At 64.4% G+C, this 26,141-nt stretch carries 26 protein-coding genes; 8 read left to right on the top strand and 18 right to left on the bottom strand.

Annotated features, from left to right (window positions below; all coding sequences use genetic code 11):
• Positions 1-159 precede the first annotated feature (159 nt).
• The 5 genes from NF876_RS03480 to NF876_RS03460 form a co-directional block, all read right to left on the bottom strand.
• Positions 160-672, bottom strand: coding sequence for a hypothetical protein (locus NF876_RS03480; RefSeq protein ID WP_262267454.1), 513 nt, complete (start codon positions 670-672; stop codon positions 160-162).
• Positions 673-787: 115 nt separating this feature from the next.
• Positions 788-3,178, bottom strand: a complete 2,391-nt coding sequence (locus NF876_RS03475; RefSeq protein ID WP_262267453.1) for a heavy metal translocating P-type ATPase — start codon at positions 3,176-3,178, stop codon at positions 788-790.
• A 36-nt stretch (positions 3,179-3,214) separates the two neighbouring features.
• Positions 3,215-3,880 (bottom strand): methyltransferase family protein, encoded by a 666-nt coding sequence (locus tag NF876_RS03470; protein ID WP_262267452.1) that lies wholly within the window; start codon positions 3,878-3,880, stop codon positions 3,215-3,217.
• A 3-nt stretch (positions 3,881-3,883) separates the two neighbouring features.
• Complete coding sequence (locus NF876_RS03465; protein WP_262267451.1) at positions 3,884-4,192, bottom strand: DUF2933 domain-containing protein; 309 nt, start codon at positions 4,190-4,192, stop codon at positions 3,884-3,886.
• 14 nt (positions 4,193-4,206) lie between these two features.
• Positions 4,207-6,213, bottom strand: coding sequence for a DUF3141 domain-containing protein (locus tag NF876_RS03460; protein ID WP_262267450.1), 2,007 nt, complete (start codon positions 6,211-6,213; stop codon positions 4,207-4,209).
• A gap of 311 nt (positions 6,214-6,524) precedes the next feature.
• Here NF876_RS03460 and NF876_RS03455 point away from each other — a divergent pair, with 311 nt between their 5' ends.
• The gene (locus NF876_RS03455; RefSeq protein ID WP_262267449.1) at positions 6,525-6,710 is read left to right on the top strand and encodes a hypothetical protein; all 186 of its coding nucleotides are present in this window, start codon (positions 6,525-6,527) and stop codon (positions 6,708-6,710) included.
• A gap of 868 nt (positions 6,711-7,578) precedes the next feature.
• Entirely contained in the window at positions 7,579-10,143 is a 2,565-nt protein-coding gene (locus tag NF876_RS03450) for a cation-translocating P-type ATPase (RefSeq protein ID WP_262267448.1), read from the top strand.
• A gap of 163 nt (positions 10,144-10,306) precedes the next feature.
• Here the strand turns inward: NF876_RS03450 and NF876_RS03445 are convergent, their stop codons facing one another.
• From NF876_RS03445 to NF876_RS03390, 10 genes are all read right to left on the bottom strand, one after another.
• Positions 10,307-10,744, bottom strand: a complete 438-nt coding sequence (locus NF876_RS03445; protein ID WP_262267447.1) for a YqaA family protein — start codon at positions 10,742-10,744, stop codon at positions 10,307-10,309.
• Positions 10,741-12,042 carry an adenylate/guanylate cyclase domain-containing protein gene (locus NF876_RS03440; RefSeq protein WP_262267446.1) on the bottom strand — a complete coding sequence of 434 codons (1,302 nt, stop codon included), beginning with the start codon at positions 12,040-12,042 and terminating at the stop codon, positions 10,741-10,743. The genes NF876_RS03445 and NF876_RS03440 overlap by 4 nt, the downstream gene beginning before the upstream one ends.
• A gap of 44 nt (positions 12,043-12,086) precedes the next feature.
• Complete coding sequence (locus NF876_RS03435; RefSeq protein ID WP_262267445.1) at positions 12,087-12,632, bottom strand: hypothetical protein; 546 nt, start codon at positions 12,630-12,632, stop codon at positions 12,087-12,089.
• Positions 12,633-12,745: 113 nt separating this feature from the next.
• Positions 12,746-13,723: a copper-binding protein gene (locus NF876_RS43080; RefSeq protein WP_315974992.1), complete on the bottom strand. Its 978-nt coding sequence runs from the start codon at positions 13,721-13,723 to the stop codon at positions 12,746-12,748.
• 77 nt (positions 13,724-13,800) lie between these two features.
• Positions 13,801-14,091 (bottom strand): copper-binding protein, encoded by a 291-nt coding sequence (locus tag NF876_RS03415; RefSeq protein ID WP_262267444.1) that lies wholly within the window; start codon positions 14,089-14,091, stop codon positions 13,801-13,803.
• 41 nt (positions 14,092-14,132) lie between these two features.
• Positions 14,133-14,624, bottom strand: a complete 492-nt coding sequence (locus tag NF876_RS03410) for a cupredoxin domain-containing protein (protein ID WP_262267443.1) — start codon at positions 14,622-14,624, stop codon at positions 14,133-14,135.
• A gap of 33 nt (positions 14,625-14,657) precedes the next feature.
• Positions 14,658-16,067 carry a multicopper oxidase family protein gene (locus NF876_RS03405; protein ID WP_262267442.1) on the bottom strand — a complete coding sequence of 470 codons (1,410 nt, stop codon included), beginning with the start codon at positions 16,065-16,067 and terminating at the stop codon, positions 14,658-14,660.
• Positions 16,068-16,086: 19 nt separating this feature from the next.
• Positions 16,087-17,577 carry a TolC family protein gene (locus NF876_RS03400; protein WP_262267441.1) on the bottom strand — a complete coding sequence of 497 codons (1,491 nt, stop codon included), beginning with the start codon at positions 17,575-17,577 and terminating at the stop codon, positions 16,087-16,089.
• A gap of 75 nt (positions 17,578-17,652) precedes the next feature.
• Complete coding sequence (locus tag NF876_RS03395) at positions 17,653-17,910, bottom strand: hypothetical protein (RefSeq protein WP_262267440.1); 258 nt, start codon at positions 17,908-17,910, stop codon at positions 17,653-17,655.
• A 200-nt stretch (positions 17,911-18,110) separates the two neighbouring features.
• A complete protein-coding gene (locus NF876_RS03390) occupies positions 18,111-18,512 on the bottom strand; it encodes a hypothetical protein (RefSeq protein ID WP_262267439.1) in 402 nt (133 codons plus the stop codon).
• Positions 18,513-18,825: 313 nt separating this feature from the next.
• Between NF876_RS03390 and NF876_RS03385 the strand changes: the two genes are divergently transcribed.
• Together NF876_RS03385 and NF876_RS03380 are read left to right on the top strand one after the other, a co-directional pair.
• Positions 18,826-19,410, top strand: a complete 585-nt coding sequence (locus tag NF876_RS03385) for a cytochrome b/b6 domain-containing protein (protein ID WP_262267438.1) — start codon at positions 18,826-18,828, stop codon at positions 19,408-19,410.
• A gap of 605 nt (positions 19,411-20,015) precedes the next feature.
• Entirely contained in the window at positions 20,016-20,375 is a 360-nt protein-coding gene (locus NF876_RS03380; RefSeq protein WP_262267437.1) for a hypothetical protein, read from the top strand.
• A 926-nt stretch (positions 20,376-21,301) separates the two neighbouring features.
• Here NF876_RS03380 and NF876_RS03375 read toward each other — a convergent pair.
• Both NF876_RS03375 and NF876_RS03370 read right to left on the bottom strand, forming a co-directional pair.
• Entirely contained in the window at positions 21,302-22,453 is a 1,152-nt protein-coding gene (locus NF876_RS03375) for a HoxN/HupN/NixA family nickel/cobalt transporter (RefSeq protein ID WP_262267436.1), read from the bottom strand.
• 59 nt (positions 22,454-22,512) lie between these two features.
• Complete coding sequence (locus tag NF876_RS03370; RefSeq protein ID WP_262267435.1) at positions 22,513-22,791, bottom strand: metal/formaldehyde-sensitive transcriptional repressor; 279 nt, start codon at positions 22,789-22,791, stop codon at positions 22,513-22,515.
• Between the two features lie 86 nt (positions 22,792-22,877).
• Here NF876_RS03370 and NF876_RS03365 point away from each other — a divergent pair, with 86 nt between their 5' ends.
• Both NF876_RS03365 and NF876_RS03360 read left to right on the top strand, forming a co-directional pair.
• Positions 22,878-23,123: a DUF1289 domain-containing protein gene (locus tag NF876_RS03365; protein WP_262267434.1), complete on the top strand. Its 246-nt coding sequence runs from the start codon at positions 22,878-22,880 to the stop codon at positions 23,121-23,123.
• 9 nt (positions 23,124-23,132) lie between these two features.
• Entirely contained in the window at positions 23,133-24,461 is a 1,329-nt protein-coding gene (locus NF876_RS03360; RefSeq protein WP_262267433.1) for a Mef(A)/Tet(V) family efflux MFS transporter, read from the top strand.
• On the opposite strand, the gene NF876_RS03355 is transcribed toward NF876_RS03360, so the two are convergent.
• Positions 24,450-24,665: a hypothetical protein gene (locus NF876_RS03355; protein WP_262267432.1), complete on the bottom strand. Its 216-nt coding sequence runs from the start codon at positions 24,663-24,665 to the stop codon at positions 24,450-24,452. The two genes, NF876_RS03360 and NF876_RS03355, sit on opposite strands and share 12 nt — an antisense overlap.
• A gap of 272 nt (positions 24,666-24,937) precedes the next feature.
• Here NF876_RS03355 and NF876_RS03350 point away from each other — a divergent pair, with 272 nt between their 5' ends.
• Both NF876_RS03350 and NF876_RS03345 read left to right on the top strand, forming a co-directional pair.
• A complete protein-coding gene (locus NF876_RS03350) occupies positions 24,938-25,321 on the top strand; it encodes a hypothetical protein (RefSeq protein ID WP_262267431.1) in 384 nt (127 codons plus the stop codon).
• 57 nt (positions 25,322-25,378) lie between these two features.
• Positions 25,379-26,128: a HupE/UreJ family protein gene (locus tag NF876_RS03345; RefSeq protein ID WP_444939746.1), complete on the top strand. Its 750-nt coding sequence runs from the start codon at positions 25,379-25,381 to the stop codon at positions 26,126-26,128.
• Positions 26,129-26,141 lie beyond the last annotated feature (13 nt).

Genomic DNA, 26,141 nt, shown 5'->3' with positions numbered 1-26,141 from the left:
TGTGAGACCGACCGTTCGAATTCGTGATGAGGAACTATACCCTGGGATGCTGCACTTCGTGGTTTGCGCGTGCAGCATCATGCCCTATGCCCTGCTCCTGTGATCGCAGCAGAGGTTTGCGGCAGGCCCGCCGTCAGCCATGGCTCGGTATGCGCCCCATCAACGCGCGGCTCCCGCAAATACAAAGTCGGCTTTTGCGGGAGCCGCTCCCCGGCGGAGAACTTCGAGGTTGATCGTGTAGCGATCCCTTGGTGGCATTTGGACGAATCCTCCATAGGTCATCGTCGTGGCAATCGACATCGGCTCCAACCGTATGCGCTGCATGCCGACGTGTCCCAGCCCCGAGACAGCCGCCGACACGTCAGCGTCCTCGATCCGGGCCCCGCTCGTCGCGTCGAACAGGGCAACAACAAGATGGTAGGTGTCCGGATCATGCGGAGGGCCGCCGTGCATGGCGGCCTCCGTGTGTCCCGTGGGATGGCCACGTACGATCTGCGCTGGCATGACCCCAAGGTACACGGCGAGACCGTCAACCTTCTGGAACGGATCCAGCACCTGTGCATGGACAGCTGCTGGCAGGGCCAATGAGACGCCGAGAAACAGCGGGGCGAGACTGGACCAGAAGGCCCTGCGCGCGGCCGGATGCGGAGTTCCTTTGGATGAAGCATTCATTTCCATCATCTCCAGAGTTGGCCGGGTGCGGATCGATCGGATTACGGACGAGGCTATGAGCGCCACCCGTCGACGCGACAACCGGCCGTTAGCGGGACTCCGCTGGCCCGAGCCCCTACGCGGCCGCCTCGTGCTCGCGAGAAGCGGGCGCAGGACGGCGCTCGGATATGTCCGGCCCCTGCTCGTGCAGTTTTGTCCGCTTCAGCAGCAGGGCGTTGATGGCAACGAGGGCCGAGCTGCCCGACATTGCAAGGGCCGCGATCTCGGGGCTGAGCAGGAACGGATAGAATACCCCTGCCGCGAGCGGGAAGGCCACGATGTTGTAGCCGACCGCCCACCACAGGTTCTGGTGCATCTTCCTCAGCGTTGCCCGAGACAGCTCGATGGCTCCCACGACGTCGTAAGGGTCGCTCTTCATGAGAACCACGTCCGCGCTCTCAATCGCAACGTCCGTGCCCGCGCCGATGGCGAAGCCGACGTCCGCCTGCGTCAGCGCCGGCGCGTCATTGACGCCGTCCCCGACCATGCCGACCCTGTGTCCCTGCCCCTGAAGCTCCTTCACCTTGCTCGCCTTTTGGCCCGGCAGCACGTCGGCCAAGACGATGTCGATCCCGAGTTCCTCGGCAATGCGACGGGCGGTGCCGGCATTATCGCCAGTCAGCATCGCCACTTTGACGCCGCGCTCGCGCAGGCGCTGGATGGTCACCTTCGCGCTCGGACGCGGTGCGTCGGCGATGGCGATTAACCCGAGAAGCCTGCCCGACCGCGCAACGTGGACCACCGTGCGGCCCGCGCCTTTCAAGGCTTCGGCCTTCTCCGCCAAGCCGGTGAAGTCGATGGACTGCTCCTCCATAAGGCGCCGGTTGCCGAGAAACACCGGGGCGCCATCGATCTCGGCCCGGGCTCCCTTGCCCTCGATGTTGAGGAAGTTCGCCATCGCGGGCACGGCGAGGTCTTTGGCCCGTTCGACGATGGCCAGGGCCAGAGGATGGTCGGACCCGTGCTCGACGGCGGCGGCAACCCTCAGAACCTCGTCCGCGGAGCCGCCCGATGCCGCGACGACTTCCACCACTTTGGGCTGGCCCATCGTGAGGGTGCCTGTCTTGTCGAACACGACCACGTTGAGCTTGGTCGCCTCCTCGAGGGCGCCGGCGTTCTTGAACAGGATGCCGTTCATGGCGCCGAGGCCGGTGCCCACCATCACGGCCATGGGCGTGGCGAGCCCGAGGGCGTCCGGGCAGGCGATCACGAACACCGTGATCGTGAGCGTGAGCGCGAACAGCAGCGACTGGCCGAGCCACCAGTACCATGCCGCGAAGGTGACGAGACCAATCACGATGGCCGCGAGCACAAGCACCTGGGAGGCCCGGTCGGCGAGGAGCTGGGCCGGCGCCTTCGAATTCTGCGCCTCCTGGACGAGTTTGATGATCTGGGCGAGCGCGGTGTCAGCGCCCACCCTCGTCGCCCGGTAGCGCAGGGTGCCGCTCTTGTTGATCGCGGCCGCCACGACGGCGTCGCCGGCCTTCTTCGCCACCGGCATCGACTCGCCGGTGAGCATCGACTCGTCGACAGCCGACTCGCCCTCGATCACCTCGCCGTCCACCGGGATCTTGTTGCCGGGCCGGAGGACCACGACGTCACCGACCACGACCTCGGCCGTGGGAATCTCCGCCTCTTGGCCGTCGCGTACGACGACGGCCTTCGGCGGCGCGAGGTCCAGAAGGGCCCGGATGGCCGCGGACGCCCCGGCACGTGCCCGCATCTCAAGCCAATGGCCGAGCAGGATGAAGACGAGAAGGACCGCGGAGGCCTCGTAGAACTGTTCGCCCTGCCACAGGAAGGTGCTGCCGACGCTGAACAGGTAGCCGGTGCCGACGCTCAGCACGACGAGCACGGCCATGTTGAGGATGCCGTTGCGCAACGCGCGCCAAGCCGCAGTCAGGAAGGGCCACACGGGGTAGAGAATGGCGGCGCTCGCGAGGATGAACATCGCCACGTTCTCGCTCAGGCCGAAGGGAGGCCTGATCCAGGGCTCGCCCATGCCCATCGGGGCCATGGCGAAGATCGGGATCGTGAACACCAGGCTGATCAGGAAACGGTTGCGCATGTCGCGCACCATGTCCTGCATGTCCATGCCTGCACCGTGGCCCATCTCGTGCGCCATCATGTCGTGAGCCGGCGCCGGAGCCGCCTTCGCCGTGGCGCCGGGATGGGCATGGTGCCCGTGCGATGGCGCCCGGGGGTGCGAGGGCGGGACCGCGGTGGCGTCGGCCACGCACACATGGCGCGGGACACGCTCGCCGCGGCAATGGAAACCGCACTCGTTGACCGTGGCTCGAAGCGCCTCGGCATTCGTGGTGGCCTCGTCGTATTCAACGGTGACGCTGCCGGAAGCGGGGTTGGCGCTCGCCTGGGTAACCCCCGGATGCCTAGAGAGCTGCTTTTCAATGGCGAGGTGATCCAGCTCGTCGAAGAGCCCACCGACTTCAAGTGTCGTTGTCTGCATGTCGAGACTTCCTTGTTTTGGGGGCCTGCTGGTCACTCAGGTCGCCTTCGGCCTGTCCCGCTGCTCAAGCAGGCGGGACCACCGCGGCAGAAAGCGAGGGGTCTGCTTCGCATAAGCGTCATACGCCGCCCCGAACTCAGCGCGCGCTTCCCGCTCCTCGGACAGTGACAGGCGCACATACATGGCCACCAGGAACGGATACATGGCGAGCGTCAGGAGCGTGGGCCACTGCACGAGAAAGCCCGTCAGGACAAGCACGAAGCCCACATACTGCGGATGACGGACGTAGCGATAAGGCCCTTCAGTGGCGAGCCGCCCATTCCGCTGGGCGGCATACAAGACACGCCAGGCGGCCGAGATGATCAGGAAACCGCCGCCGATCAGGATGAAGCTCAGGACATGGAACGGACCGACGTGTGGGTTCGCCCGCCAGCCGAACATCATCTCCAGAAGGTGACCCGCGTCGTGCGAGAACCAGTCGACCCCCGGATACCGGCTCTGGAGCCAGCCCGACAGGAAGTAGATCGTGAGCGGGAAGCCGTACATTTCGGCGAAAAGGGCCACCAGAAATGCGCTGAAGGCACCGAACGAGCGCCAGTCCCGCGGCGTGCGCGGCTTGAAGAAACTGAACGCAAAGAAGATGAAGACGGCTGAGTTGAGAATGACCAGGCTCCAGAGGCCGTAGGCAGGTGAGGTGTCCATGGCTCACGCTCCTTCATGTGTGTGTTGCCCGGTGGTCGGGCGGCCGTCACGCCCTCCATGCCCGCGGTGTCCCCTGTGCATGAAGAGATGCAGCAGGGGACACGCGAGAATGAAGAGGAACGGCAGCAGTCCGAGAGCATGGGCCCGGTGCTCGGACAGCAGGAAGAAGGCTGCGATCAGCAAGAAGCCGATCGCCGCCAGGCCTGCTTTTGATCTCCAGAATCCGGCGCCTCTCTGGGGGCGATCCTGTTCAGGATCGCCGTTGCTGTTGGCGGCGGGTGGAAGGTGGTGGGAGTGATCGTTTGCAGACATTGCTTTGGCATCCCTCAAGAGTGACCAAGGTTCTTGCGTGACATGGGCGTGCGAGACCCTCTGGCGGCAACGCGGGTTTGTGCGGGTGTGGTCGCTCTGCTCCGTGGCCGTATCTCACGTTCGATCTGCGTCGATTCGGCCGCAGGGATCCACGTCGGGGCGGAGTTCGGAACGGGTCGACCAGTGCTCTCCAGCCATCGGCTCCACGCCTCCGCCCACGGCCCTTCGTAGAGAGCGCTGAATAACTGCTCGAAGCCGGTGTCGCGAACGCGGCGTGCCTGTGAGAGGGTCTCGGAAACGGCGTCGGAGAGCTTTCGCTCTGCGTCACGGAGCGCATTGCCCGAGGACGCAGGGTGGCGGTCGCTTTCGACGATCCGGGCGAGGGCCGCCACGATCCGCTGCCCTGGGAGAAAGCTTTCCGACAGTAGATAACGGGAGGTGCGCATCGGATGGAGCCATTCGAGGGCTGCCGCCGACCAAGGATTTGCCAAGGCCCTGATCCAGAGGCCAGCAGTTTTCGAGTACAATTCAGCATTGAACTCGGACAGGGTGCGGACCCGCTCGAAACCGGATCGGGGGTATTCAAAGCGAATGTCGGCGATATCGCGCTCTTCGAACCGCACTGAATAGTTGGGCTTGCGGCAGTCGGGATCGCCCGTCGGATTGTCGATCTTCATCTCGTACAGCCCGGGCGGGAGCCGGTTGACGTCGCCGAGGCTCTCCAAGATGGCACGGTGCTCAAGGCGGGCCACTTTCGCCGAGACAAAGATCCCGAGGTGCCCCACGTGAGGGTTCGTCAGATAGACGATCCTCTGGCCGGAGGCTTTCAGGTCGTCCGTGTCCCGGTAGACCACCGGGATCCACCCGAGCGCCTGGTGAGGAGGCGTGATGTTGTCGCCGTAGGACGAGAAGATGACGATCGGGTTTTGGATGCGGCGGAGATCGACCGTGCATCCGTCGCAGATCGGCACCCGCCCTTCCTCAAGCTTGTTGCCGACGAACAGGTTCTCGACGATCGCGAGGATCTCCTCGCGGCTCAGGAAGTAGAAGCCGTTCCACCACCGCTCGAACTCCAGGAAGCGCTCGCGCTCGCCGTCGATGTTGGCGTAGAGGTTCGCGTACTTGTCCCAGACCCCCTCGGGCCTCAGGTTCTCGAAGTTCTGCACGAGCCATGCGCCATCGAAGCGCCCGTCGCCCAAGTCGGTCAAGAGGTTTGTCAGCCAGGCACCACCGAGCAGACCGCCTGCGATCCGCATCGGGTTTACGCCGGATTCGCCCGCCCAGTAGGACAGCGGCGATCCGTTGAGCACCACCGGCCCGGCCAGCCCCTCGCAGTCGGCGGCGAGCAGGACCATGGCCCATCCGGCCTGGCAGTTTCCGTAGAGGACCGGCGCCCGACCGCCATGGCGGCCCGCAACCTCCTCGACGAAGCGCCGCAAGGCATGGAGGACATCATCGAGTGTCTGACCCGGCGCCGGTTCCGGATAGAAGATGACGAAGTAGACGGCATGGCCTTCATGCAGCGCCATGCCGACCTCGGATTCGCGCTTGAAGCCTCCGATCCCGGGGCCATGGCCGGCCCGGGGATCGACGATCATCACCGGCGGCTTTTCCGGGTCGAGGCAGTCGTCGAGGCAATCCTCCCCGACCCGGGTGATGCGAAGCAGCGCATAGTTCGCCGGACGGTCGAACCGTCGTCCATCCAGGATGACCTCGTAGTCGAAGTCGAGGAGCGGGGGCTTCCCGGCGCGCTCGTGGGCGAGCATGTTGTCGGCGCGTTGCCTGAGCGTGTCCCAGAACAGGATGGTGCGCTCGAACGTGTCTCGGATGTATTCCGCGAAATCGCCTGCGGGGAGTTGCGACCCGTGCGAGACCTGGCTGCCGATCGTCGGGCGCTCGGCCCCTTTAACGTCGGCGGCTGGAACTGGGCCGGCGGAGGGCGCAGGCGCGGCCGGCTCGGGCCCATGGAACGCTTGCGCGGGAACGGGGGCCTGCTTGTTGCGGCGGTGCACGTCGTGCATGGCTCGCCTCCAGAAATGATGACCATCAGGTGACGTCGACAGCGTGCGCGGGGCCGCTGTCTTGCAGATCGAGGTCAGGCTTTTGGAGGTCGGAGCATGCCGTGAGTGGGCGCGCTTTCGGGAGCAAGCTCCCGCGCCGCAACCAGGCGTCCATGCAGGAGGTACCCGGGCGAAGACGATGGTGCCAGCCCAGGAAGGGCTGCGGAACACATCATGCCGCAGCAGCATCCGGAGAAGCAAAGTTCGACGCCGCTATTGTCTGGTGCATCGCTTGAGCTGAAGCGGCTTGAGATGAGCGCCGCAGGGGGGGCATGACGCTCCGCCGCGCCAAGCGCCACATCGGCCTGAGGGGCCGTGACGCTACCGTGGGGGCGAGCGACTGCCGCACCCGGGGCATGTGCATTGGCGGGCGCCAGCCCACCGATGAGGCCGAAGAGACCAACGAGGAACACGAGAATAAGAGCCCGGCGCGCGGACAGGGCGCACAGTTCAGATAGCGGGCTCTTGAACCTTGTTCGCACAACGGCAATCCGCTGAATTGCAATAAGGGCTACAAGATCGGCTTTGCTTGGCCTCTTTACATTGATCTCAATCAAATCGGACTTTTTATAGATCGCTTTCTTTGCACGATGGGCTGCGCGACGGCTTTATCGGCGACGTAGCGGACTGTTTGTTGCTGCCTTGGGCCCCGCTTGACACATGGAGCTCCCCGGATGGACAGCGAGGGACAGAAATCCTAGAGCAGGCCTATCGAGGACTTGAAGACGAGGTGCCGGATCGTGTCACCCGGATCCTCAGGTGGCTGCGCGATCCGGGCTCACACTGGATCCGTATCCCCATCGGGTGCTGCCGATCCTGTCCAGCGCCTTGTGACTCCTCCCGGTGTTTGGCATCGAGTTCCTGCCGGAGGGCCTCCTGCTCATCGTCCAGGATGTCCCGTCCCTGAGAAAACCTGCGGGATACGCGGTGATCAGGTTATTGCAAAAATGGCGGGCACGCAGGCGAAAGTGGCAGGAGCCGTGGATCCGACGGATGTTTGCACTCCTGTTAAGATATTGCGGCAGATCAAGGCGACACGACCATAACGGCCCGTACTCTTCCTTAAGTGGCCGCTTCAAAAGCGGAGGAACCAGCGCATGTCTCGAGTGGGTTGTTCCGGATCAAAGCGCCGACCCTTATTCCGACCACATGATGGCCAATGGTGCTTCCGGGGAAGGCAGCTGTGTTCGGGCACGCGCAGGGGCGAGATGGCGATGTTCAATGACATCAAGATGCACTCGACGGGAGCCCCTGGGATGAAGCTCGGCTGGAGCGTGGGCAAGCCTTCGCGTCCGTCAGCCATATCAACCGTTCAGGGAGCAGAACATGCCGGTGCAGGCGCGAGCCGTATCAAACGACAGTGAGGCAGGCGCCACGGCCGGCATGGCTGCGACGCTGACAGGTCTCGACGAGGCCGAGGCGCAAAGCCGCCTTGCCCAGCATGGACCCAATGCAGTCCAGGAAAAGCGCTCCCGCGGCATCCTTGACATCGTCCGCGGGATTCTCCGCGAGCCCATGTTCCTGCTCCTGCTGGCCGCGGCAGGGCTTTACCTGGTGCTGGGCGACATCGGCGAGGGCCTGTTCATGGTGGCCGGCGCCATCGTGACCATCGGACTGGTGGTGCTGCAGGAAGCCAGGAGCGAGCGGGCCTTGGCGGCCCTGCGGGAGCTTGCGGAGCCCTTCGCCCGGGTGATCCGGGGCGGGACCGAGCGGCGCATTCCGGTGCGCGACCTCGTGCCAGGCGATCTCGTCCTTGTCGGAGAAGGGGAGCGTCTGCCCGCCGATGGTGTCCTGATCGCCGGCGACGCGCTAACGGTGGACGAGTCCGCCCTCACGGGGGAGTCCGTGCCGGTCTCCAAACGGCCATCGGCTGATCAGGTCACGGATGGCGGCGATCCTGAGCCCGGGGGAGACGACACGCCGTATCTATTTGCTGGGACCTTGAACGTGCGTGGCCAGGGCATGGTCCACATCGTGCGGACCGGCGCCTCAACCCGGCTGGGGCGCATCGGCGCCTCGCTGGCCGCCATCGAGGACGAGCCGACGCTGCTGCAAAAGACAACCGGCACGCTGATTGCCAAACTCGGCATCCTCGCACTGGGGTTCTGCGCCATTGTCGTGGTGGCCTATGGCGTGCTGCGGGGCGACTGGGTCGGCGGTGCGCTGTCCGGCATTACGCTGGCCATTGCGCTTCTGCCCGAAGAGTTCCCGATGGTGCTGGCGATCTTCATGGCGCTTGGCGCCTTCCGCCTTGCCCGCGACAAGGTGCTGGTGCGCCGGGCCGCCGTGATCGAGACCCTTGGGGCGGCCACGTTCCTGTGTGTCGACAAGACCGGCACGCTCACCGAAAATCGGATGGTTCTTACCACGATGTGGCGTGACGGCGCACTTCGGGATCTCATTGACGGGCCCATGCTCCCCGAGCGCGACCGCCAAACATTGCGGATCGCTATGCGGGCCTCGGCTGTGCGCCCGGTGGATCCCATGGATCGTGCCGTCCACGAATTGGGTGGGCGGCTGCCGCCCGAACCGGGTGGGGCAGTAGCCCCGCTGCGCACCTATCCGCTCCGTCCCGAGCTTCTGGCCTTCATCCAGGTATGGCCGGATCAGGACGGTGGTGTTCTATATGCCGCAAAAGGGGCACCGGAGGCCATATTCCGCCTCTGCCGCATGAGCGGCGACGAACTCGCGGCGATGGACAGGGTCGTTGCCGGCTTGGCGAGCCGAGGCCTTCGGGTGCTGGGGGCGGCATCCCGACGCGAGGAGCGTGACTGCACGACAGCTCCCGAGGATCTGACCTTCACCTTTGAGGGCCTGCTCGGCTTTGCGGATCCTGTCCGGGCCGATGTCCCGCAGGCAGTCGCCGAGGCCAACCGAGCCGGGATCACCGTCGCGATGATCACGGGCGATTATCCCGCCACTGCCTCGGAGATCGCCCGTCAAGCCGGCATCGACACGACCGCTGGCGTGCTCACCGGAAAGGAGATGGCGGAACTCGACCCTGAGAGCCTGCGGGAGCGGGTGCGGCGGATCCGGGTCTTTGCCCGCATCATGCCCGAGCAGAAGCTCGCGTTGGTCGAGGCCTTGAAGGCCAACGGCGCGGTCGTTGCGATGACGGGCGACGGCGTCAACGACGCGCCGGCGCTTGAAGCAGCACATATCGGCATCGCCATGGGGCAGCGCGGCACGGATGTTGCCCGGGAGGCCGCGGACATCGTGCTCCTCGATGACCGCTTCGCATCTATCATCGGTGGCGTGCGGCTCGGGCGGCGCATCTTCGCGAACCTGCGCAAGGCGCTGACTTATGTGACGGCGATCCATGTGCCTATCGCCGGGTTGGCTCTGCTGCCCATCATTCTGGGCCTGCCGCCGATCCTGTATCCGATGCACGTGATCCTGCTGGAGCTTGTGATCGATCCCGTCTGCTCGCTCGTCTTCGAAGGGGAACCCAGCGAGCGGCATACGATGGAGAAACCGCCACGGCCAGCAACCGAGTCGCTGTTCGGAGCGTCTCAGATTGCGTTCGGGTTTCTCCAGGGAGCCATTGTTCTCGCGGCCGTCTTCGGCCTCTATGTGTGGTCACTGAACACTGGCGTAGGTGAGAACCAAGCGCGGGCATCCGCCTTCGTCGCTCTGGTACTTGGCAACCTGGTGCTTGCATTCGCGGACGCCGCAGAGCCGGGAACCCCGTTCTTTGACAGAAGACGGCTGGCGTTCTGGGGGATCGGTGCCGGCGCCGCCTTGATCGTGGCAGCCGCCCTGTATGTCCCGGTGCTCGCGGATGTTTTGCGGATGTCACCGCCGACACCGCACTGGCTCGGAATCGCGGCGGCAGCTGCAGTGCTTGCCGGAGGCTGGTTCGGTTTCGTCAGACGCTTCCGGGGAAGATAGGTCCCGACTCAAAGCCGCGGGAATGCTTCGCCCTGGTGGCTGATGCACCAATTCGCTGAGCCCATGTTTGGGCTGCAGGCGAAACCTCACCGTTTTCTTTCCAGCCATGCGGCGGTTTCTGGAATTGCTGGTCGTGCTGTTTGGCTCCAATCGATGCGGCATATCAGAACCATCCGAATGTCAGCGCGGCCACGGCGAAATACCGGGCCATCTTCGCCACCGCCACGATGCCGATGAAGACTGGAAACGGCTCGCGCAGGACCCCGGCGACAATCGTGAGGGGATCGCCGATGAAGGGCAGCCAGCTCAGCAGCAGCGACCAGCGGCCGTAGCGATGGTACCAGGCCTCGGCCCGCCTGATCGTCACGCGTTTGACCGGAAACCAAGGGCGATCCTCGAAAGTGGCGAGGAGACGTCCCAGCAGCCAGTTCGCTGCCGAACCGAGGGTGTTGCCGACGCTCGCCACAAGCACGAGGAGCCACCACGTGTAGTGCTCCGAGACCAGAAGCCCGAACAGCACCACCTCGGACTGGAACGGCAGGACCGTCGCCGACAGGAACGCTGCCGCAAACAGGCCGCCATACTCCAGAAGATGGTTCAACGGGCCAATCCCTCATGAGCGGTAGCCTCCGGTTCAACGAAGCGAACTGATAGGATGTCCGGCAGGTCGTCGTCCCCGGGCCGCCTCTCGACGCGCCGTGCATCAAGCCGGGCGCGTCTGTCAGGCGTCAGCAGGCGCAGGAATTTCTTCGATGCCACGACGCCCAAGTTGGCTTCCTTGGACCGCCGCTCCATGCGGGGAAGGGCGTTCATCGCAGGACCGAGCACCGTGAACTCGGCCCGGCGGCCGTCGTCAAAGACGCCAGCGAGGACGAAGCCGCAATGGAGCGTGGCGATGACGTGCGTGCCGGACGGCATCTCATCGTGGCTGCGCCAGGTATTCAGAGGGCGCATGATCTCATCGGATGCGTCAAAGGCCCGGGCGGCCTGTTCTTCGGGCGTGCCGTCGAGGAAAACAGCGAGCACACCGTCTCCCAGGTATTTGTCGACGATGCCGCCATGACGTGAGATCGCGTCGTGAACGAAGCGCCTGAACGCCATGAGGTCGTTGACAACATCGCGGCCGGGCCTCTCGCGAGTGAGTGCGGAGAAACCACGAATGTCGACGGCCAGCAAACAGGCGTGGCGCTCGGCGACTTCCGTTGCTTCCTCGCTTGCTACCACGTCGGCTGCAATGCCCTCGGGCAGAAAACGCGACAGGAGCATCCTGTCCCATCTCGCCTTCAGGACGGCCGCCCATGCCAGCCGGGTTCGATGCACCGCGTAGAGAACGAAGCCCGCCGCAACAGTAAATGACAGAAACCCGAGCGTCTGGCGGAACCCGAAAGCAGGCGTAGCCCCGCTGGTCGGGAACAGTCCGAACCGCTGGAACAGAATGAGGGACGCGAGCCAGCCGCCAACCACGATGCCGGCGAAGGTGGCGACCAGATCGCGCCGTAACCTCATGCCGGTCTGGATGAGGAGAAGAATGGCTGGGAGCAGGCTGACCGCGTCAGTTGCAAGAAACAGGTCGTGGGCATCACGCGGCAGATGGTCGGCGATGACATAGACCGCCAGCGCCGCGTCAGTCACCGTAGCAGCCCAGGGCAGCCATGATCGGCCAGCTCCGAAGCGCGACGCCAACGCGAGCACGACCGTGGTCAGGCAATAGACCACCAACACGATCCAGTGGCCTTCCCGATGGCCATGGCCGTATTCAAGGAAGGCGCCGGCGCCGAGAATGGTCAGCACCAGAAGTCGCGGCACCAGGGCCCGCCGGTCGAAGTCGTCTTCCAGTTGCTGGGGAAGCCAACCGGGCTGTCCTGGGCGAGGGACTACCGGTTTGGCACCATTTCTCAAGCCATCGCTCCCCGGCACCCGTTCGTTCGAGCGGCGGGCCAGGCTCAGCATCCGGTGGCGTTGTGGGTTTTCACGGGCGACTGGTTGGCGGCTTTCGCTGCCTCCCGGTCTGTGATCTTAGTCGAACCGGTCGCGATCGGTCCGACATGCAGGGTCAACGGGCTCTCGTAGGAGCCGAGCACCAGACGCGCGGGGACCGTTGTGTCTGGCATCAGATCTTGAGCGAGCGGGCCGACTTCGATCCAGACTTTGCCGCCGTCCAGGTGCTCGGTGCCTCCTGGCCGGATGGAGAGAACGCCGATCTCGCCACTGTGACCTTGCCCAAAGGCGCCCATGACTTTTGATGGTTCACCTCCAGGCAGGCGCAGGCCTGTGATGAGCGCACGGTCGCTGCCGGAGTTCTCGACCGAAAAGGTCACGATAGTGGTTCCGCCGGCACGGGCGGGGGTTGCGCCGACCTGCGTGACCGTGACATCGCCAAAGACGCCACCCTCGTCATCGGCCTTTGCCGAGCAGGGCTGGAGGATGGAATAAGCTGCAATAGTCGCCGCAGTCGCCCCAACGGCGACGAGACGTTTCATCGAAAACATCAAAATATCCTGGCTGTTGTTTTAAGATATCATCGGCCACCGCGGCGACTCCGAAAACGCGGTGGCCGACGACCCTCCGCCCGGAGTTAGGTCCGGACGGGAATTCTTGGGCGTCACCGCCCCTTACGGATGGTGACGACAGAGATCTGTCCGTTTACGCGATCGGCCTGGAACTGGACCTTATCGCCAGCCTTCACGCCCTTCAGGACCGCCGGATCCTGGGCGCGGAACACCATCGTCATCGCGTCCATATTCAGGTTGGGGATCGGGCCATGATCGAGCGTGATCTTACCTTGCGCGGTGTCGACCTTCTCGACGGTCCCAGAGACGGTAGGGAGGTTCGACGCTGCGGCCGGCTGGGCCGCGGCCCGGGCCGGAGCCGATTGCCCACTGCCGGTGTCGATCTTCACGACAGAGAGCTGGCCGTTCACGCGATCCGCCTGAAACTGCACCTTGTCGCCGGCTTTCACGCCCTGGAGCAGGGCGGGATCCTGGACCCGGAACACCATCGTCATGGCGTCCATGTTCAGGTTGGGAATCGGGCCGTGATCGAGCGTGATCTTGCTGGCGCCGGTATCCACCTTCTCGACCGTGCCCGATACGGTGGGGAGGTTCGCCGCGGCAGGTTGAACCGCGGGTTGCGCCGGGGCGGCCTGAGCCTGTGGGGCAGGGGCGGAAACGCCCGACCGGTCGAGCGGTCCCGATCCGTGCGGGGGCTGGTCCGCCTTAGCGCGGTAGTCCGCCTGACGGTTTCGCACCTGCCATTCCTTCAGCTCGGAAATCTGCTTCTGCTGCTCGTCGATGATCTTCTGCGCCACCTGGCGGAGCTGCTCGTCCGCGCCGTGCTCAAGCTGCGTCCGGGCGAGGAAGATCAGGTCCTCGTGGTGGGCGATGAGAAGCGCCGCGAAATCCTTGTCGGGATCGCCGGCGAGCTTCATGTCCTTGAAGCGGTCGTTCATGACCTCACGGACACGTTCATAGGCAGCCGGTGCCCCTTTGGAGGGCTGTGCGTGTGCGAGACGGTCCGGGCCAAAGCCGACGATGGCCAGCAAGGCACCGACGGCGGCGAGGGTGGTGGTCAGGCGTTTCATGGCAGTCTCTCGCTGGACGGAGGGAGGAACCACCCCGTACCGGTGGGTCTCGGGCACCGATGCGGGGCGGTTGAGGCTTACTTGCCCTTCTTGATAGACGTGACGGAGATCTGGCCGTTCACGCGATCAGCAGTGAACTGCACCTTGTCGCCGGCCTTGACGTCCTTGAGCAGGGCGGGATCCTGCGCGCGAAACACCATGGTCATGGCATCCATGTTGAGGTTCGGGATCGCACCATGCTCAATGGTGATCTTGCCGGCGGACGTGTCCACCTTTTCGACGGTGCCGGAGACGACCGGCAAGCTCTGGGCAAGGGCAGCGCCCGACAGGGCGAGGGTGGCGATCAGGCTGATGGCAATACGCTTCATGATAAACTCCTATTTCGGATCGTGGTGAGGGGGCTGCGCTGTCACTTGACGACGACGGTGCCGTGCATGCCGGACTCATAGTGGCCCGGGATCAGGCAGGCGAACTCGAAGGTGCCGGCCTTGGTGAAGCGCCAGACGATCTCATTGGAGCCTTTCGGCGCGAGCCGCTTCCCGTTCGGGTCATCGTGCTCCATGTCCGGGTTCTGCTGCATGGCGACCTTGTGCTTGGCATTGTTCTGGACGCTATCGAGCATGAACTCGTGGTCGACCGAGCCGGCGTTCTTGAGCACGAACTTCACCTGCTCGCCGCGCTTGATCTCGACCTGATTGGGCTCGAAGAGCATCTTCGCGTCCTCGGTCTCCTTCATGGTGACCTCGATGGTCTTGGCCACGGGCTTCTTCGCGTCGCCCGGCTCGCCGGCCGCGAAGGTCCGGTGGCTGTGGCCGGGCTCGCCGGGGCCCGCGAACGCCAGCGTGGTCGAAAGGGCAAGCGCTCCGAGCGCGCCTGCGAGGGTGGAAAGACGAACCGTCATTGATTGCTCCTTGTGCAATGGTTCTGGTCAAGATCAGTGGTTTTCGTGACCGCCGGCCGTACGGACCGGGCGCTTGCGGGGATCGATGGCGCGGAACTCCGTCGCCTTCACGCCGCTGTCGGGCGACGTCGCACGCGCGGGTTCGGCGAGCTGCTCACCCTTCCACTCGTAAGCGACGGTGCCCTCCGGGTGCTTGTACCAACCCGGATCCTTGTAATCGTTTGCCGCGAGGCCCGGCCGCACCTTCACGACCGAGAACATGCCGCCCATCTCGACAGGGCCGAATTGTGCATATCCCGTCATCATCGGTAGCGTGTTGTCGGGCAGGGGCATCTCCATCGAGCCCATCTCACCCATGCCGGTGCCGCCCATCGGCATGTAGCCCGGCGCCACCTTCTTGATGGCCGGAGCCGTCTTGTTCATGTTGACGCCGATGTAGGTCTTCACGTCGTGGCCCATGGCGTTCATGGTGTGGTGCGACTTGTGGCAGTGGATCGCCCAGTCACCCGGCGCATCGGCCACGAACTCGAAGGCCCGCATCTGCCCCACCGCGACGTCGACGGAGACCTCCGGCCACGCTGCCCCTTCCGGCACCCAGCCGCCGTCGGTGCCCGTCACCTTGAAGTCGTAGCCGTGCATGTGGATCGGGTGGTTGGTCATCGTCAGGTTGCCGAACCGGATCCGCACCTTGTCGCCCTGGCGCACCACGAGCGGATCGATGCCGGGGAAAACGCGCGAGTTCCAGCACCAGAGATTGAAGTCGAGCATGGTGTTGACCTTCGGCACGTAGCTTCCAGCCTCGATGTCGAAGGCGTTGAGCAGGAACACGAAGTCGCGGTCGACGCGGCGCTCGGCCGGATCGCGCGGGTGCACGACGAAGAAGCCCATCATGCCCATCGCCATCTGCACCATCTCGTCCGAGTGCGGGTGGTACATGAAGGTGCCGGACTTCTGGCAGACGAATTCGTACACAAAGGTCTTGCCCGGCGGAATGTGCGGCTGCGTGAGACCGCCGACGCCGTCCATGCCGTTGGGCAGGAGCTGGCCGTGCCAATGCACCGCCGTGTTCTCGGGCAGCTTGTTGGACACGAAGATGCGGACCTTGTCGCCCTGCACCGCCTCGATGGTCGGCCCCGGGGACTGGCCGTTGTAGCCCCACAGGTGCGCCTTCATGCCGGGGGCAAGCTCGCGCACCACCGGCTCGGCGACGAGGTGGAACTCCTTCCAGTCGCCGTTCTGGCGCCAGGGCAGGGTCCATCCGTTGAGGGTGACGACGGGTTGGTAGTCGGGGCCGCTCTTCGGATAGAGCGGCGGCTGCATGGTGGCCTCGTTCATGATCGGCGCCTCGGGCAGGCTGGCCGCCTGCGTGCGCCCGCTGATCATCGTGGCTCCGGCGAGGGCCAATCCCCCGGCGCCGAGGAATCCTCTTCGCGATACGGTCATTGGTGTTCTCCTCAAAGGTTCAGTGACCGCCGCCGCCGGCTTCGCCGCCGGCCGCAGCTGTGGTGGTTTCTCCGCCGCCTTCGCCGCCACCGCCGCCGCCGCCGATCAGGGCGGCTTTGAGGTCGGTCGCAGCGATCCAGAAGTCGCGGCGGGCGTTGATGGCGTCGACGTTGCTGAGGATACGGGTGCGGGCGTCGATGATGAGCTGGCTCACGTCGACGAGCATGCCGCTGTATTGCAGGGTCGCCTCGTCCTGGATGGTCTTCTGGAGAGGCAGGACCCGGCTTTGGTAGTGACGGGCGAGATCGTAGTTGCCGCGGTAGCGCAGGTAGGCCTCGCGCGCCTCGGAGCGCACGTTGACGGCCCGCTCCGCCAGGCGGTTGGCGGCGGCCATGTAGGTCTCCTGCGCGTTGCGGACGCCCACCGCGCCGAAGTCGAAGATCGGGATCGTGAAGGCGATCTCGAGCCCGCGCCGCTTGATCCGCTCGCTCTCGACCACGGTCTGGCCGTCCTCGGTGAAGACGGACGTCGTGCGCTCGTAGCTGGAGAGGCCGGCGAGCTCGATGTCTGACACGAAGCGGGTGGCGTTGGTCAGGCCGTACTGGCGGGCGGTCGCCTCCAGGTCGTGGCGCAGGGCCTGCAGGTCGACACGCCGCTCCAGAGCCCGGCGCTCGATGTCCTGGGCCGAGGCGATACGGGCGGGCAGGGGTGGCAGCGAGCTCGGCAGGCGGAAGTCGATGTCCCGGCCCCACAGCCCGAGCTGCCGGATCAGGCGTTCGCGGGCGACCTTCTGCTCGATCCGGGCCCGGGCGAGCTGGGCTCCGAGTTCCTGGTAGAAGGCGTGCTCGCGTGCCTGCTCCAGCTTGTTCAGCGAACCGCTCTCGCCGAGCTGCTTGGCGAGTTCCGAGGCAGTCTCGGCAGTGCCGAGCGCCTGTTGCATGAAGGCGACCTGCTGGTTGGCCGCGATGGCCCGGTAGTATTCCCGGCGCGCCTCGGCGGCGAGCCGAAGCACGGCCTCGGCGGTGCGGAACTGGGCGGCGCGGAAGCGCTGCTCGGCCACCGCGGTGCGGGCGGGCAGGGTGGCGAGTTCGAACAGACCGACGACGATCTGGCGCTCGATCTCCAGTTCCAGGCTGCCGCCGAGGCGGGACAAGGAGACCGTCGGGCTCGGGGGCAAGCTCGTCTGAATATACTCGGCCTCCGAGACGCCGAGCTCATTGAAGTCCGCTTGCAGCCCGCGGTTTTTCAGCAGTGCAATTTGGACCGCGCTGTCCGGCGTCAGCGGGCGGCGCAGCAGTTCCTCGACCCGTTGCTGAATCCCAAGAGCCTCAGCCTCGGTGCTGACCTTGACGACGTCTTTGTTCAGTTCAGCGTACGCGACCGTTTGCGCTGTCGATAATCCGCCGTCTGCCGAAAAGGAGACGCAGCCGCCCAGCATCACGGTCAGGGCGACGCTGCCGAGCAGGCCCAAACGGGATGTTGCCGCCGCCTTGCACTTCTGTTGATCCATTCTGTTGCATCCCTTGCGCGTGCGTTGCCGCGCCGCCCCCCGGGCGGCTGGTATGTCCTTGTTTCCACCCATGGGTCACCGCCCACGTCGGGCGGCGTCATTCGAATCGCCGCGCTCCGGATTGACGCCGGGCGCAACGCGCCGGTTGAGCTCGCGCCAATCGAGAGGGTCGACGACATCATAGCTGCGCACCCCTGCTGTCACGGCGGCGTAACCTGGACTGCGGACGCCGACGCTCGGATCGGCGGGAGCGGCCAAGTACGCGGGAGGAGTATTGGGCATACAGGCGCCCAGGCCGAGTCCAAGGGCGGCAAGTGGTATTAGCTTGATCATGGGGTTCATCTCCGGGCGGACCTTCACAGCGCAATTGGAATCGAGCAGGGGCGTGCAGACGATAAATTCGTCCTTCACCACAGGCCTTACGTTCGGATCGCGAACTGGGAGGATGACCGGTTTGAGTTTCAGGTTGGCTGCCGCCGGCCCTCACGAGCAGGCGCGCCGATGCGTGCGGGCGTGAGCCGCCCGCGCCTGGCTCAGATGGTTCGTGGGGGCCTGTCGAGGCCGCCGATAGTGATTTCCTCAACCTGCTCGTCGCGGCTCATCGCGATCGAGACCCGCGAGACGGCCGGAGAGTAAAGGGCGGGAGGTGCCGTGATCTGAAAGGCATGGCATGTGCCCATGCTGCAGCAGATCACACCCGTGCAGTCGTGGGTGTCGGAGTCATGATCGCCGGAAATGCCTAAAGCTCCAGTGTCCGAAGACACCTGCAGATCAGCATGTGAATGATTTCCGTCCGTTTCTCCATGCGCGTGCCCGGTCGTAGTCACCGCCACGTGCTGATGTGCAGCTTGTGCAGCCCCCTGCGGCCCGGAGATCGGAAGGATCGCCATGGTGATCGCAAGCAGCGCAACAATGATGGTGCCCATCAGTCGCAAGAGAGGGGAGCTCCAGTTTATCGGGGGTTCGATATGTGTCACGAAAGTCCGGATTCGACAAGCGGGAACCGGCCGGGTACGGACCCGAACCCCGCTGGGCGGAATGGCGCATCAGGGCATCCAAATCCTCACTCTGCAACGTTCACGAAGGGCTTAAGGCTTCCCATCGTGGCAAGGTCAAGGGGTCTGATAGGGAATCTCGCTGGATCTGCGACAATCTGCAGCCAAGCCTGGCGCAACGCGTTGGGCCATTGGGAAGGGGGCATGTCTTGCCGGCTTGACTTCCGCAGCAACGGAGAGCCAGGACAGCCGCATGACACTCGCCAAAATCCAGGTCTGGGACCCTTTTATCCGCACGATCCACTGGCTGCTCGCTGCGACCGTCCTGCTCAACTGGCTCGCGGACAGCCCATTGTGGCTTCACACCTGGAGCGGCTACCTAGCGGCTACCCTTATAGCGTTGCGTGTGCTGTGGGGGTTCATCGGTCCGGAGAATGCCCGTTTCAGACGCTTTGTTCGTGGGCCGTACGCTGTCTTCGGCTACCTTGCCGGGCTCGTTCGGTTGTCATCCCAGCGCTACATCGGTCACAGTCCGGCTGGCGGCGCCATGATCGTGGCACTTCTGGTTATGGTTGCGGCCACGGCGGGCACAGGGATGGCTAGCTTGGCGGCAATGGAGGGACATGGGCCGCTCTCGGCCGTTGTTGAGAGGGTTCCCTTCCCGCGCACGTTGGGTCAGCGGCGGCCTCCACCTCTGATCCGCGAGGTTCACCAAGTGCTGGCGAACGTCACTCTCGCCCTGGTTGTCCTCCATGTCGCGGGCGTCGTCCTGGCCAGCTTCGCCCATCGTGAAAACCTAATCGTGGCAATGATAACCGGGCGCAAACGATCCGAATGAGCGGCCCTCCGTCAGGACATCCGTCGTGAGCGCCTCTGCTTGTTTTTAGATCCAACAATCATTGCATAGGCCTGCCCCAGCGCAGAGCCAGGGCTTGGTTCAGGTTCGAGGATCTCGAGCGCGCGGACAAGATGTTCGGCGACATCAAGGCGGCCCTCGGCGAAGGCCGTCTTGAGAGCTGCCAAGATCTTTCCTTCAAGCGAGTGGCGAGCAGTCATGGTTCACCTTCACATGACGCGAGACAGGTCAGACGCAGGTCAAATAGGGGCTCCGCCTGGGGTATATGCGCTAAGTCTTATGCACTTTGTCACCGTTGGAAGGTCAAGCGGGATCAGTGAGCAGGAGCGGGCCACACCCTGAAGCCCGGCAGCAATTTTCTCACACCCTTATCGTGGTGTTCCGACCATTCTTGCGAAACTGGTAATGGCAAAACGCCGCCTCCTAAGGGGCTGTTGACGCATAATGCGCGAAGGCATGCTTGGTTGATCTGTGGTAAGATCCTGGGCAGTTCTGAAGTGGCCCGACACATTGGAAATATGCTGGTCGGCACGACAGAAGAAGACGGAGAATTGTCAGAGTAGAGGAGTAGTTTCCAGGAGGAAACAATGAGGAACGCCCCTTTTGTTGGACTGATGGGCCTAGCGGCTGCAACGGTAGTTGCCAGCACTGCTCTGGCCCAGATCGAGCCGGCAGGCGCCCCGATCCGGGCCAATGAGATTACGCGTGCGTTGAAGGGGAAAGTCTGTACGTCGAGGGTGGGCGCCACTTTTGCTTTTGGGAAGGACGGTCACTACTCCTATGATGGGCTGTGGACCGACCACGGCCACTACTCGATTCATGACGGTGCGGTGACCATCTTGCTCGACAGTGGACTTGAGAAAAACTTCGCTATTTCGAGGCGGGGAGGGGTCCTGTACATGGAGGAGACAGCAGTCTCCTGTGCGGCAAGCATCGCACACAGCTGATGGTTTGGGTCAAGCCGGTCGAATTTGCCGCCATGCGGAAATGGAATGCAAGAACAGAGGAGGGGCTTGGTGCTCAGGAAGGTTGATCCCAGAATAAGAACCAGAATGAGCCTGCCCTTTGAGTCTGACGGCCGACAAAACATCAATCGGAAGGCTCGTCGCGCAGAAAGGAGCCGCCTGAGACACGCCGGCGTCTCAAGGGATCCGCTCGCCCGCTTTCTACGCGCCAGGGGAGTTGTGCCCGGACTTGTGGGCGGCGTTCTGCTCTGTGTCGCAATCCTGTCTATGCTTTATCTTTGGAGTACCTGAGGCTTCCAAATGGGATCAGCACAAGAGCACATGATCTAATTTTCCTGCTCGAGCGCTAAAAGGAGTCGCAGGGACAGGCTCTGCCACGCGGACGTTCGAGCTATCCGACGAACTAATACGACTTGGCTTGGGTGTCTTAGTAGCCATAACGCCGTCGCGAACACGTTGACCGAAAGGATGTAGCTGCCCAGGCGATCCGCCACAGCGATTGACTCTGTTTGGCGAGCTTCGCGAACAGGGCTACCAAAATAACCATTGGCTCCCCGAGGCACGACGAGTTGGTGTCGCCTAAAGCATAGGGTCAGGCTTCAACTCAAAAGATTGTCGATCCGTTCTCTCGGAGCGCTCGATCAGGACCAGATCTTGCGCGGATCCCAGCATGCTGGAGTTGCTAAAGTTCCTCGTCCCAGAAAAATGGCCACTGTTGCCAGCGGCCCGAAGTTTAGGGAGGGAACGCCCAAGAAGGGCTAAGATAAAGCGACGCCAATCGCCATATCGCATTGCAATGTCTAATCGCCACGCACAAAGCGCAACGTTCGCAGGGGTGCCCCTTTTTTGTGGCTGCTGATACGCGGTATGTGCATGGATTGAGTACGTCAGCACATTCGTCTCTAACCCTACGACAGGACTGTTGCGGGTGCTGAAAGATCAACGAAGCCCTGCACCAACATGGCGACGCCGAGCACGCCCACGAGACCGGCCGATGCCAAGGGCAGGCGCCGCAGCAGGCGATCGGAGAAGTTGATCCGCTTCGAGGCGTGCTGGATGCCCCAGGCGGCGGCGACGCCGATGGACACCATGGTGATCGCCAGGCCCAGGCTGAAGGCGGCCACGGTCGCGGCTCCGAGCGTGACCTGGCCGAGCTGGAGACAGATCAGCAGCACGGTGATCGAGGCCGGGCAGGGGATCAGGCCACCGGTGATGCCGAACAGCGCGATCTGGGCCGTGGTGACGTTGCCGCCGTTGGCCGCGAGCTGACGCGCGATCTGCTCAGCATGCTCGCGCTCGTGCGCGTCCTCGTCGTGCTCGGCATGATCATGATGGTGCCCGTGATCGTGCTCGGCAAAGGTCACCGTGTAGGTGTGGGCGTGGTCGCCGTGCGCCAGCCGCACCCGGGCCGTGAACGCGTGCGGCTCAGGGATCTCGCCTGCGGATTCGAGGTAGCCGTCCCGCTCGACGAACTGGAACCGCTCGCCCGAGCCGTCCTCGCGCTCGGTCGCGACCGTCACGTCCTCGGCCTTCCACGCGTTGCCGCTGACGGTACGCAGGCGCCAGCGGGGCGGCACGCCGTCCTCGAAGATCGACAGCTCCACGACCCCATGGCCGGTGTCGATGGTCCGGACCTCGTCATAATGATGATGGTGGTGATCATCGTGACCATGGCTATGGTGATGATGTCCATGATGTTGAGACCGCCGGAACCAGCCGAGGCTCTGGCCCGTGCGCCAGAACATCCAGGCGGCGATGCCCAGGATGATCACGCCAGACGCGATCAGCAGCCACGCCTCGAAGTGCGAGTTCAGGATTTCCTTCCCGAGCGACAGGCCGAGCATGGCCACGATCCAGACCACGAGGGAATGGGAGAGCGCGGCGCAGACGCCGAGCAGGACCGCTTGGCCGATGGTGCCGCGGATCGCCACGATGTAGGCGGCCATCATGGTCTTGGAGTGGCCGGGCTCCAGCCCGTGCAGGGCGCCGAGCAGCACGGCAAAGGGAAGATACAGCCAGCCGTTGCCGCCGGACTGAAGCAGTTGAGCAATATCAGGCATTGTTTTTGATTTTCCAGGAATGTCTTGCGGCGGCAGTCATTAGTCCGCCGGGAACAGGTTCATTTCAGGTAGGTGCGGACCACCTCGATGAGCTCGGCGGCGCCCTTGGCCCGCTCCGGGTCCGGCTCATGCGCCGGATCAACGACGTGGTTGCGGATATGATCCTCCATCAGCTCCGCCGTCAGGCCGTTCACGGCCCCGCGCACCGAGGCGACCAGCATGAGCACGTCGGCGCAGCCGAGTTCGGCCTCGAGCGCCCGCTCGATGGCTTCGACCTGACCTTTGATCCGGCGGACCCGGCCGAGAAGCTTCGACTTTTCCTTGATCGTATGGGACATGTGGCCTCCTGCTTGATGGCTTGCGTGATATAGGGGGCTACCCTATTTGTGTCGAGCGCAATGTTTGCCGCAGGCGAGGAAGAACCGTGAAGAAAGACAATCCCTGCATTTCCGTGTGCGAGTTCGACGGGCGCACGGGCTGGTGTCTCGGCTGCGGGAGGACGATCCCGGAGATCCGGGAATGGCGGAAGCTGACGCCGTATCGTCGCACGGCCCTTCTGCGCGAGCTTCCCCGGCGCGTGAAACAGGTCCGGACGGACGGCCAACCGAATCCGAAACCTGGGAAGCGGGGGAACTTTCTCCCTGGACCGTCATCATCCCCGACAGCCTGAGGTGCCGCCATGCTCGATGTCCTTGCCAACCGCACCTACCGTCACCTGTTCGCGGCCCAGGCCATCGCGCTTGCCGGCACGGGCCTGCTGACCGTGGCGCTGGGCCTCCTGGCCTACGAACTCGCCGGGGCGGACGCGGGGGTGGTGCTCGGCACGGCCTTGGCCATCAAGATGGTCGCCTATGTCGGCGTGGCGCCCATCGTCGGCGCCTTCGCCAACCAGCTTCCCCGCCGCGCCTTCCTTGTCTCGATGGACCTCGTGCGGGCAGCGGTCGCCCTGCTGCTGCCGTTCATCACCGAGGTCTGGCAGATCTACGTCCTGATCTTCCTGCTGCAATCGGCCTCGGCGGCCTTCACGCCGACCTTCCAGGCGACCATCCCGGATGTCCTGCCGGACGAGAAGGACTACACCCGGGCGCTTTCCCTTTCCCGATTGGCCTATGACATGGAGAGCCTGCTCAGCCCCGCTCTGGCAGCTGCCCTCCTGACCGTCATCAGCTTCCATTGGCTGTTCGGCGGGACGGTCGTCGGCTTCCTCTGCTCGGCGGCCCTCGTCCTGTCCGTGCGGCTGCCGCAGCCGGTTGCCTCCGAGCGTAAGGGCGGGATCTACGACAAGACCACCCGCGGCCTGCGGATCTATCTCAAGACGCCGCGCCTGCGGGGTCTCCTCGCCCTCAACCTCTCGGTCGCGGCGGCGGGAGCGATGGTCATCGTCAACACGGTCGTGATTGTTCGCGGTGTGCTGGGCCTGCCGGAGGACGATGTCGCGGTGGCCCTGGCCTGCTTCGGCGGCGGCTCGATGGCGGCGGCGCTCCTGCTGCCGCGCGTCCTCGACAAATTGCCCGACCGAGCCGTGATGCTGCCGGCGGCGACCCTGCTGGGCGTGGTGCTCCTGGCGTTTGCCGTGGCGACGTGGAGCGGGACGATCGGATGGCCGGCCCTGCTGATCACCTGGACGCTGCTGGGGATTGGCTATTCAGCCGTGCAGACCCCGACGGGACGCCTGTTGCGGCGCTCGGCCCAGGCTGAGGATCGTCCAGCTCTCTTTGCGGCACAGTTCGCCCTCTCGCATGCCTGCTGGCTTCTGACCTATCCGTTGGCCGGGTGGCTTGGGCGTGAGGTTGGCATTTCCGTGACCTTGGCCGTTCTTGGACTGGTCACCCTAATTGGCTTTGGTCTGGCGGCGTGGCTCTGGCCGGCGCACGATCCGGAGGAGATCGCCCATGCTCATCCCGACCTACCGCCGGACCATCCGCATCTGCGGGAACATCGGGACCATGGCCACGCCCATGCCTTCACGATTGACGACCTTCACCGCCGCTGGCCGTCATCGCGGTGAGCCATGATAGGGCTTGGCATAGGGGCCACTCGGCCGTTCGATGTCTCTGGCTTCCTCCTTCAAGGGTCGCAAGGCCTCAGCGATCTCAGCCGCCGTCGCGTCGGGGTACCGATCCATGACCTGTCTGAGGGTGTTCGTGAGACCCGCCTCCCGCTCCATGCCTTCGGCAAGGATGCGCTTGAGGTCGTCATATCGGTCGGTCATGTCACGGACTCTCCCCTGGTTGGACGATTTCTCCAGCTGGGCGTGCATGGCCCGTTCAGCGCGGATCGCAGGATAATCCGTGCCGCCGCCGAGCGGGAATCACTTCGCGGCGAGGCAGGGGACGGAGAGAGACACGTCGCCTGTCTCAGGAATGCCATGACGGACACCTAGGCCGTGCGACTTGCATCAGGCGGATCGCGTCCTAACTCAGGCTGTCCTGTTCCTTGCGTCCGTTAACCGCCGATCAACACCGCGATCCTTAAATCCTCTTCATGACCAGAGCGTCCCTCCTGAATGGCCTTCGCCTCCTCATCGCTCTCGCGGTGATGCTGAGCGCGTTGCCGTTCCTGCGCGGGGCGCCGTCCATGCACGGGGTTGCAACGGCCCAGGTCATGGACGGCCTCACGTCCGCTGGTCTGGTGGACCAGCTCGGGCACGGGCATAGCCATGACGACGATGATCTCGATCCGGATCATCGGCCCGGCCACGGCCCCGAGCACAAGGATCACTCCCACGTCACGATGGGGCTCGCGGCTGCGCCGGCATCCTTGAAGGCCCCGGACGGCAAGCTCCTGCGCCAGTGGGAGGAGGGCCGTCCGCCATCCTATCTAACGTTCCGCCTCGACCGACCCCCGTGTCTGTCGTTCGTCGCGTGATCATGCCGGCCGCCTGAGCGCGGCCATTCCTGACGAACGAACAACGGACCATTCCCTATGCACAGACCTCTTCCCGGAGGCTGGTCGTGGCCGCCTGCCGTGCGCCCGCCGACCGCCTTCCTCATGCTCGCCGCGGCCTTCCTGATGCTGTCGCTCTCCGGCCTGGAGGCGCTCGCCCACGCCGTCGCCGAGGGCGACAAGGGCTACATCCAGGAGATCACCGGCGTCCACCTGATCCCCTTCGTCTACCTCGGCGCTAAGCACATGGTGACCGGCTACGACCACATCCTGTTCCTGCTCGGGGTGATCTTCTTCCTCTACCGGGCCAAGGACATCGGGCTGTACGTCAGCCTGTTCGCCCTCGGTCACTCCGTGACGATGATCTTCGGCGTGCTCTACGGGGTCAGCGTCAGCGCCTACCTGATCGACGCCATCATCGGCTTCTCGGTCGTCTACAAGGCGCTCGACAATCTCGGCGCCTTCCAGCGCTGGTTCGGGTTCCAGCCCAACACCAAGCTGGCGACCCTGATCTTCGGCCTGTTCCACGGCTTCGGCCTCGCGGCCAAGATCCAGGAGTACGACGTCTCGCCCGACGGGCTGCTGCCGAACCTCCTCGCGTTCAACGTCGGGGTGGAGATCGGCCAGCTTCTCGCGCTGTTCGGGATCCTGATCCTGATGGGCTACTGGCGCCGCACCGACGGCTTCTTCCGCCACGCCTACACCGCCAACGTCGCGATGATGAGCGCCGGCTTCGTGCTGATCGGCATGCAGCTCACGGGCTACTTCGTCGCGGCCCCTGCAACCTGACCTGCTCCGATCG

Source organism: Microvirga yunnanensis, from assembly GCF_025460875.1.
The sequence above is the reverse complement of the archived record's forward strand: the minus strand, read 5'-3'. Positions and strand labels throughout refer to the sequence as shown.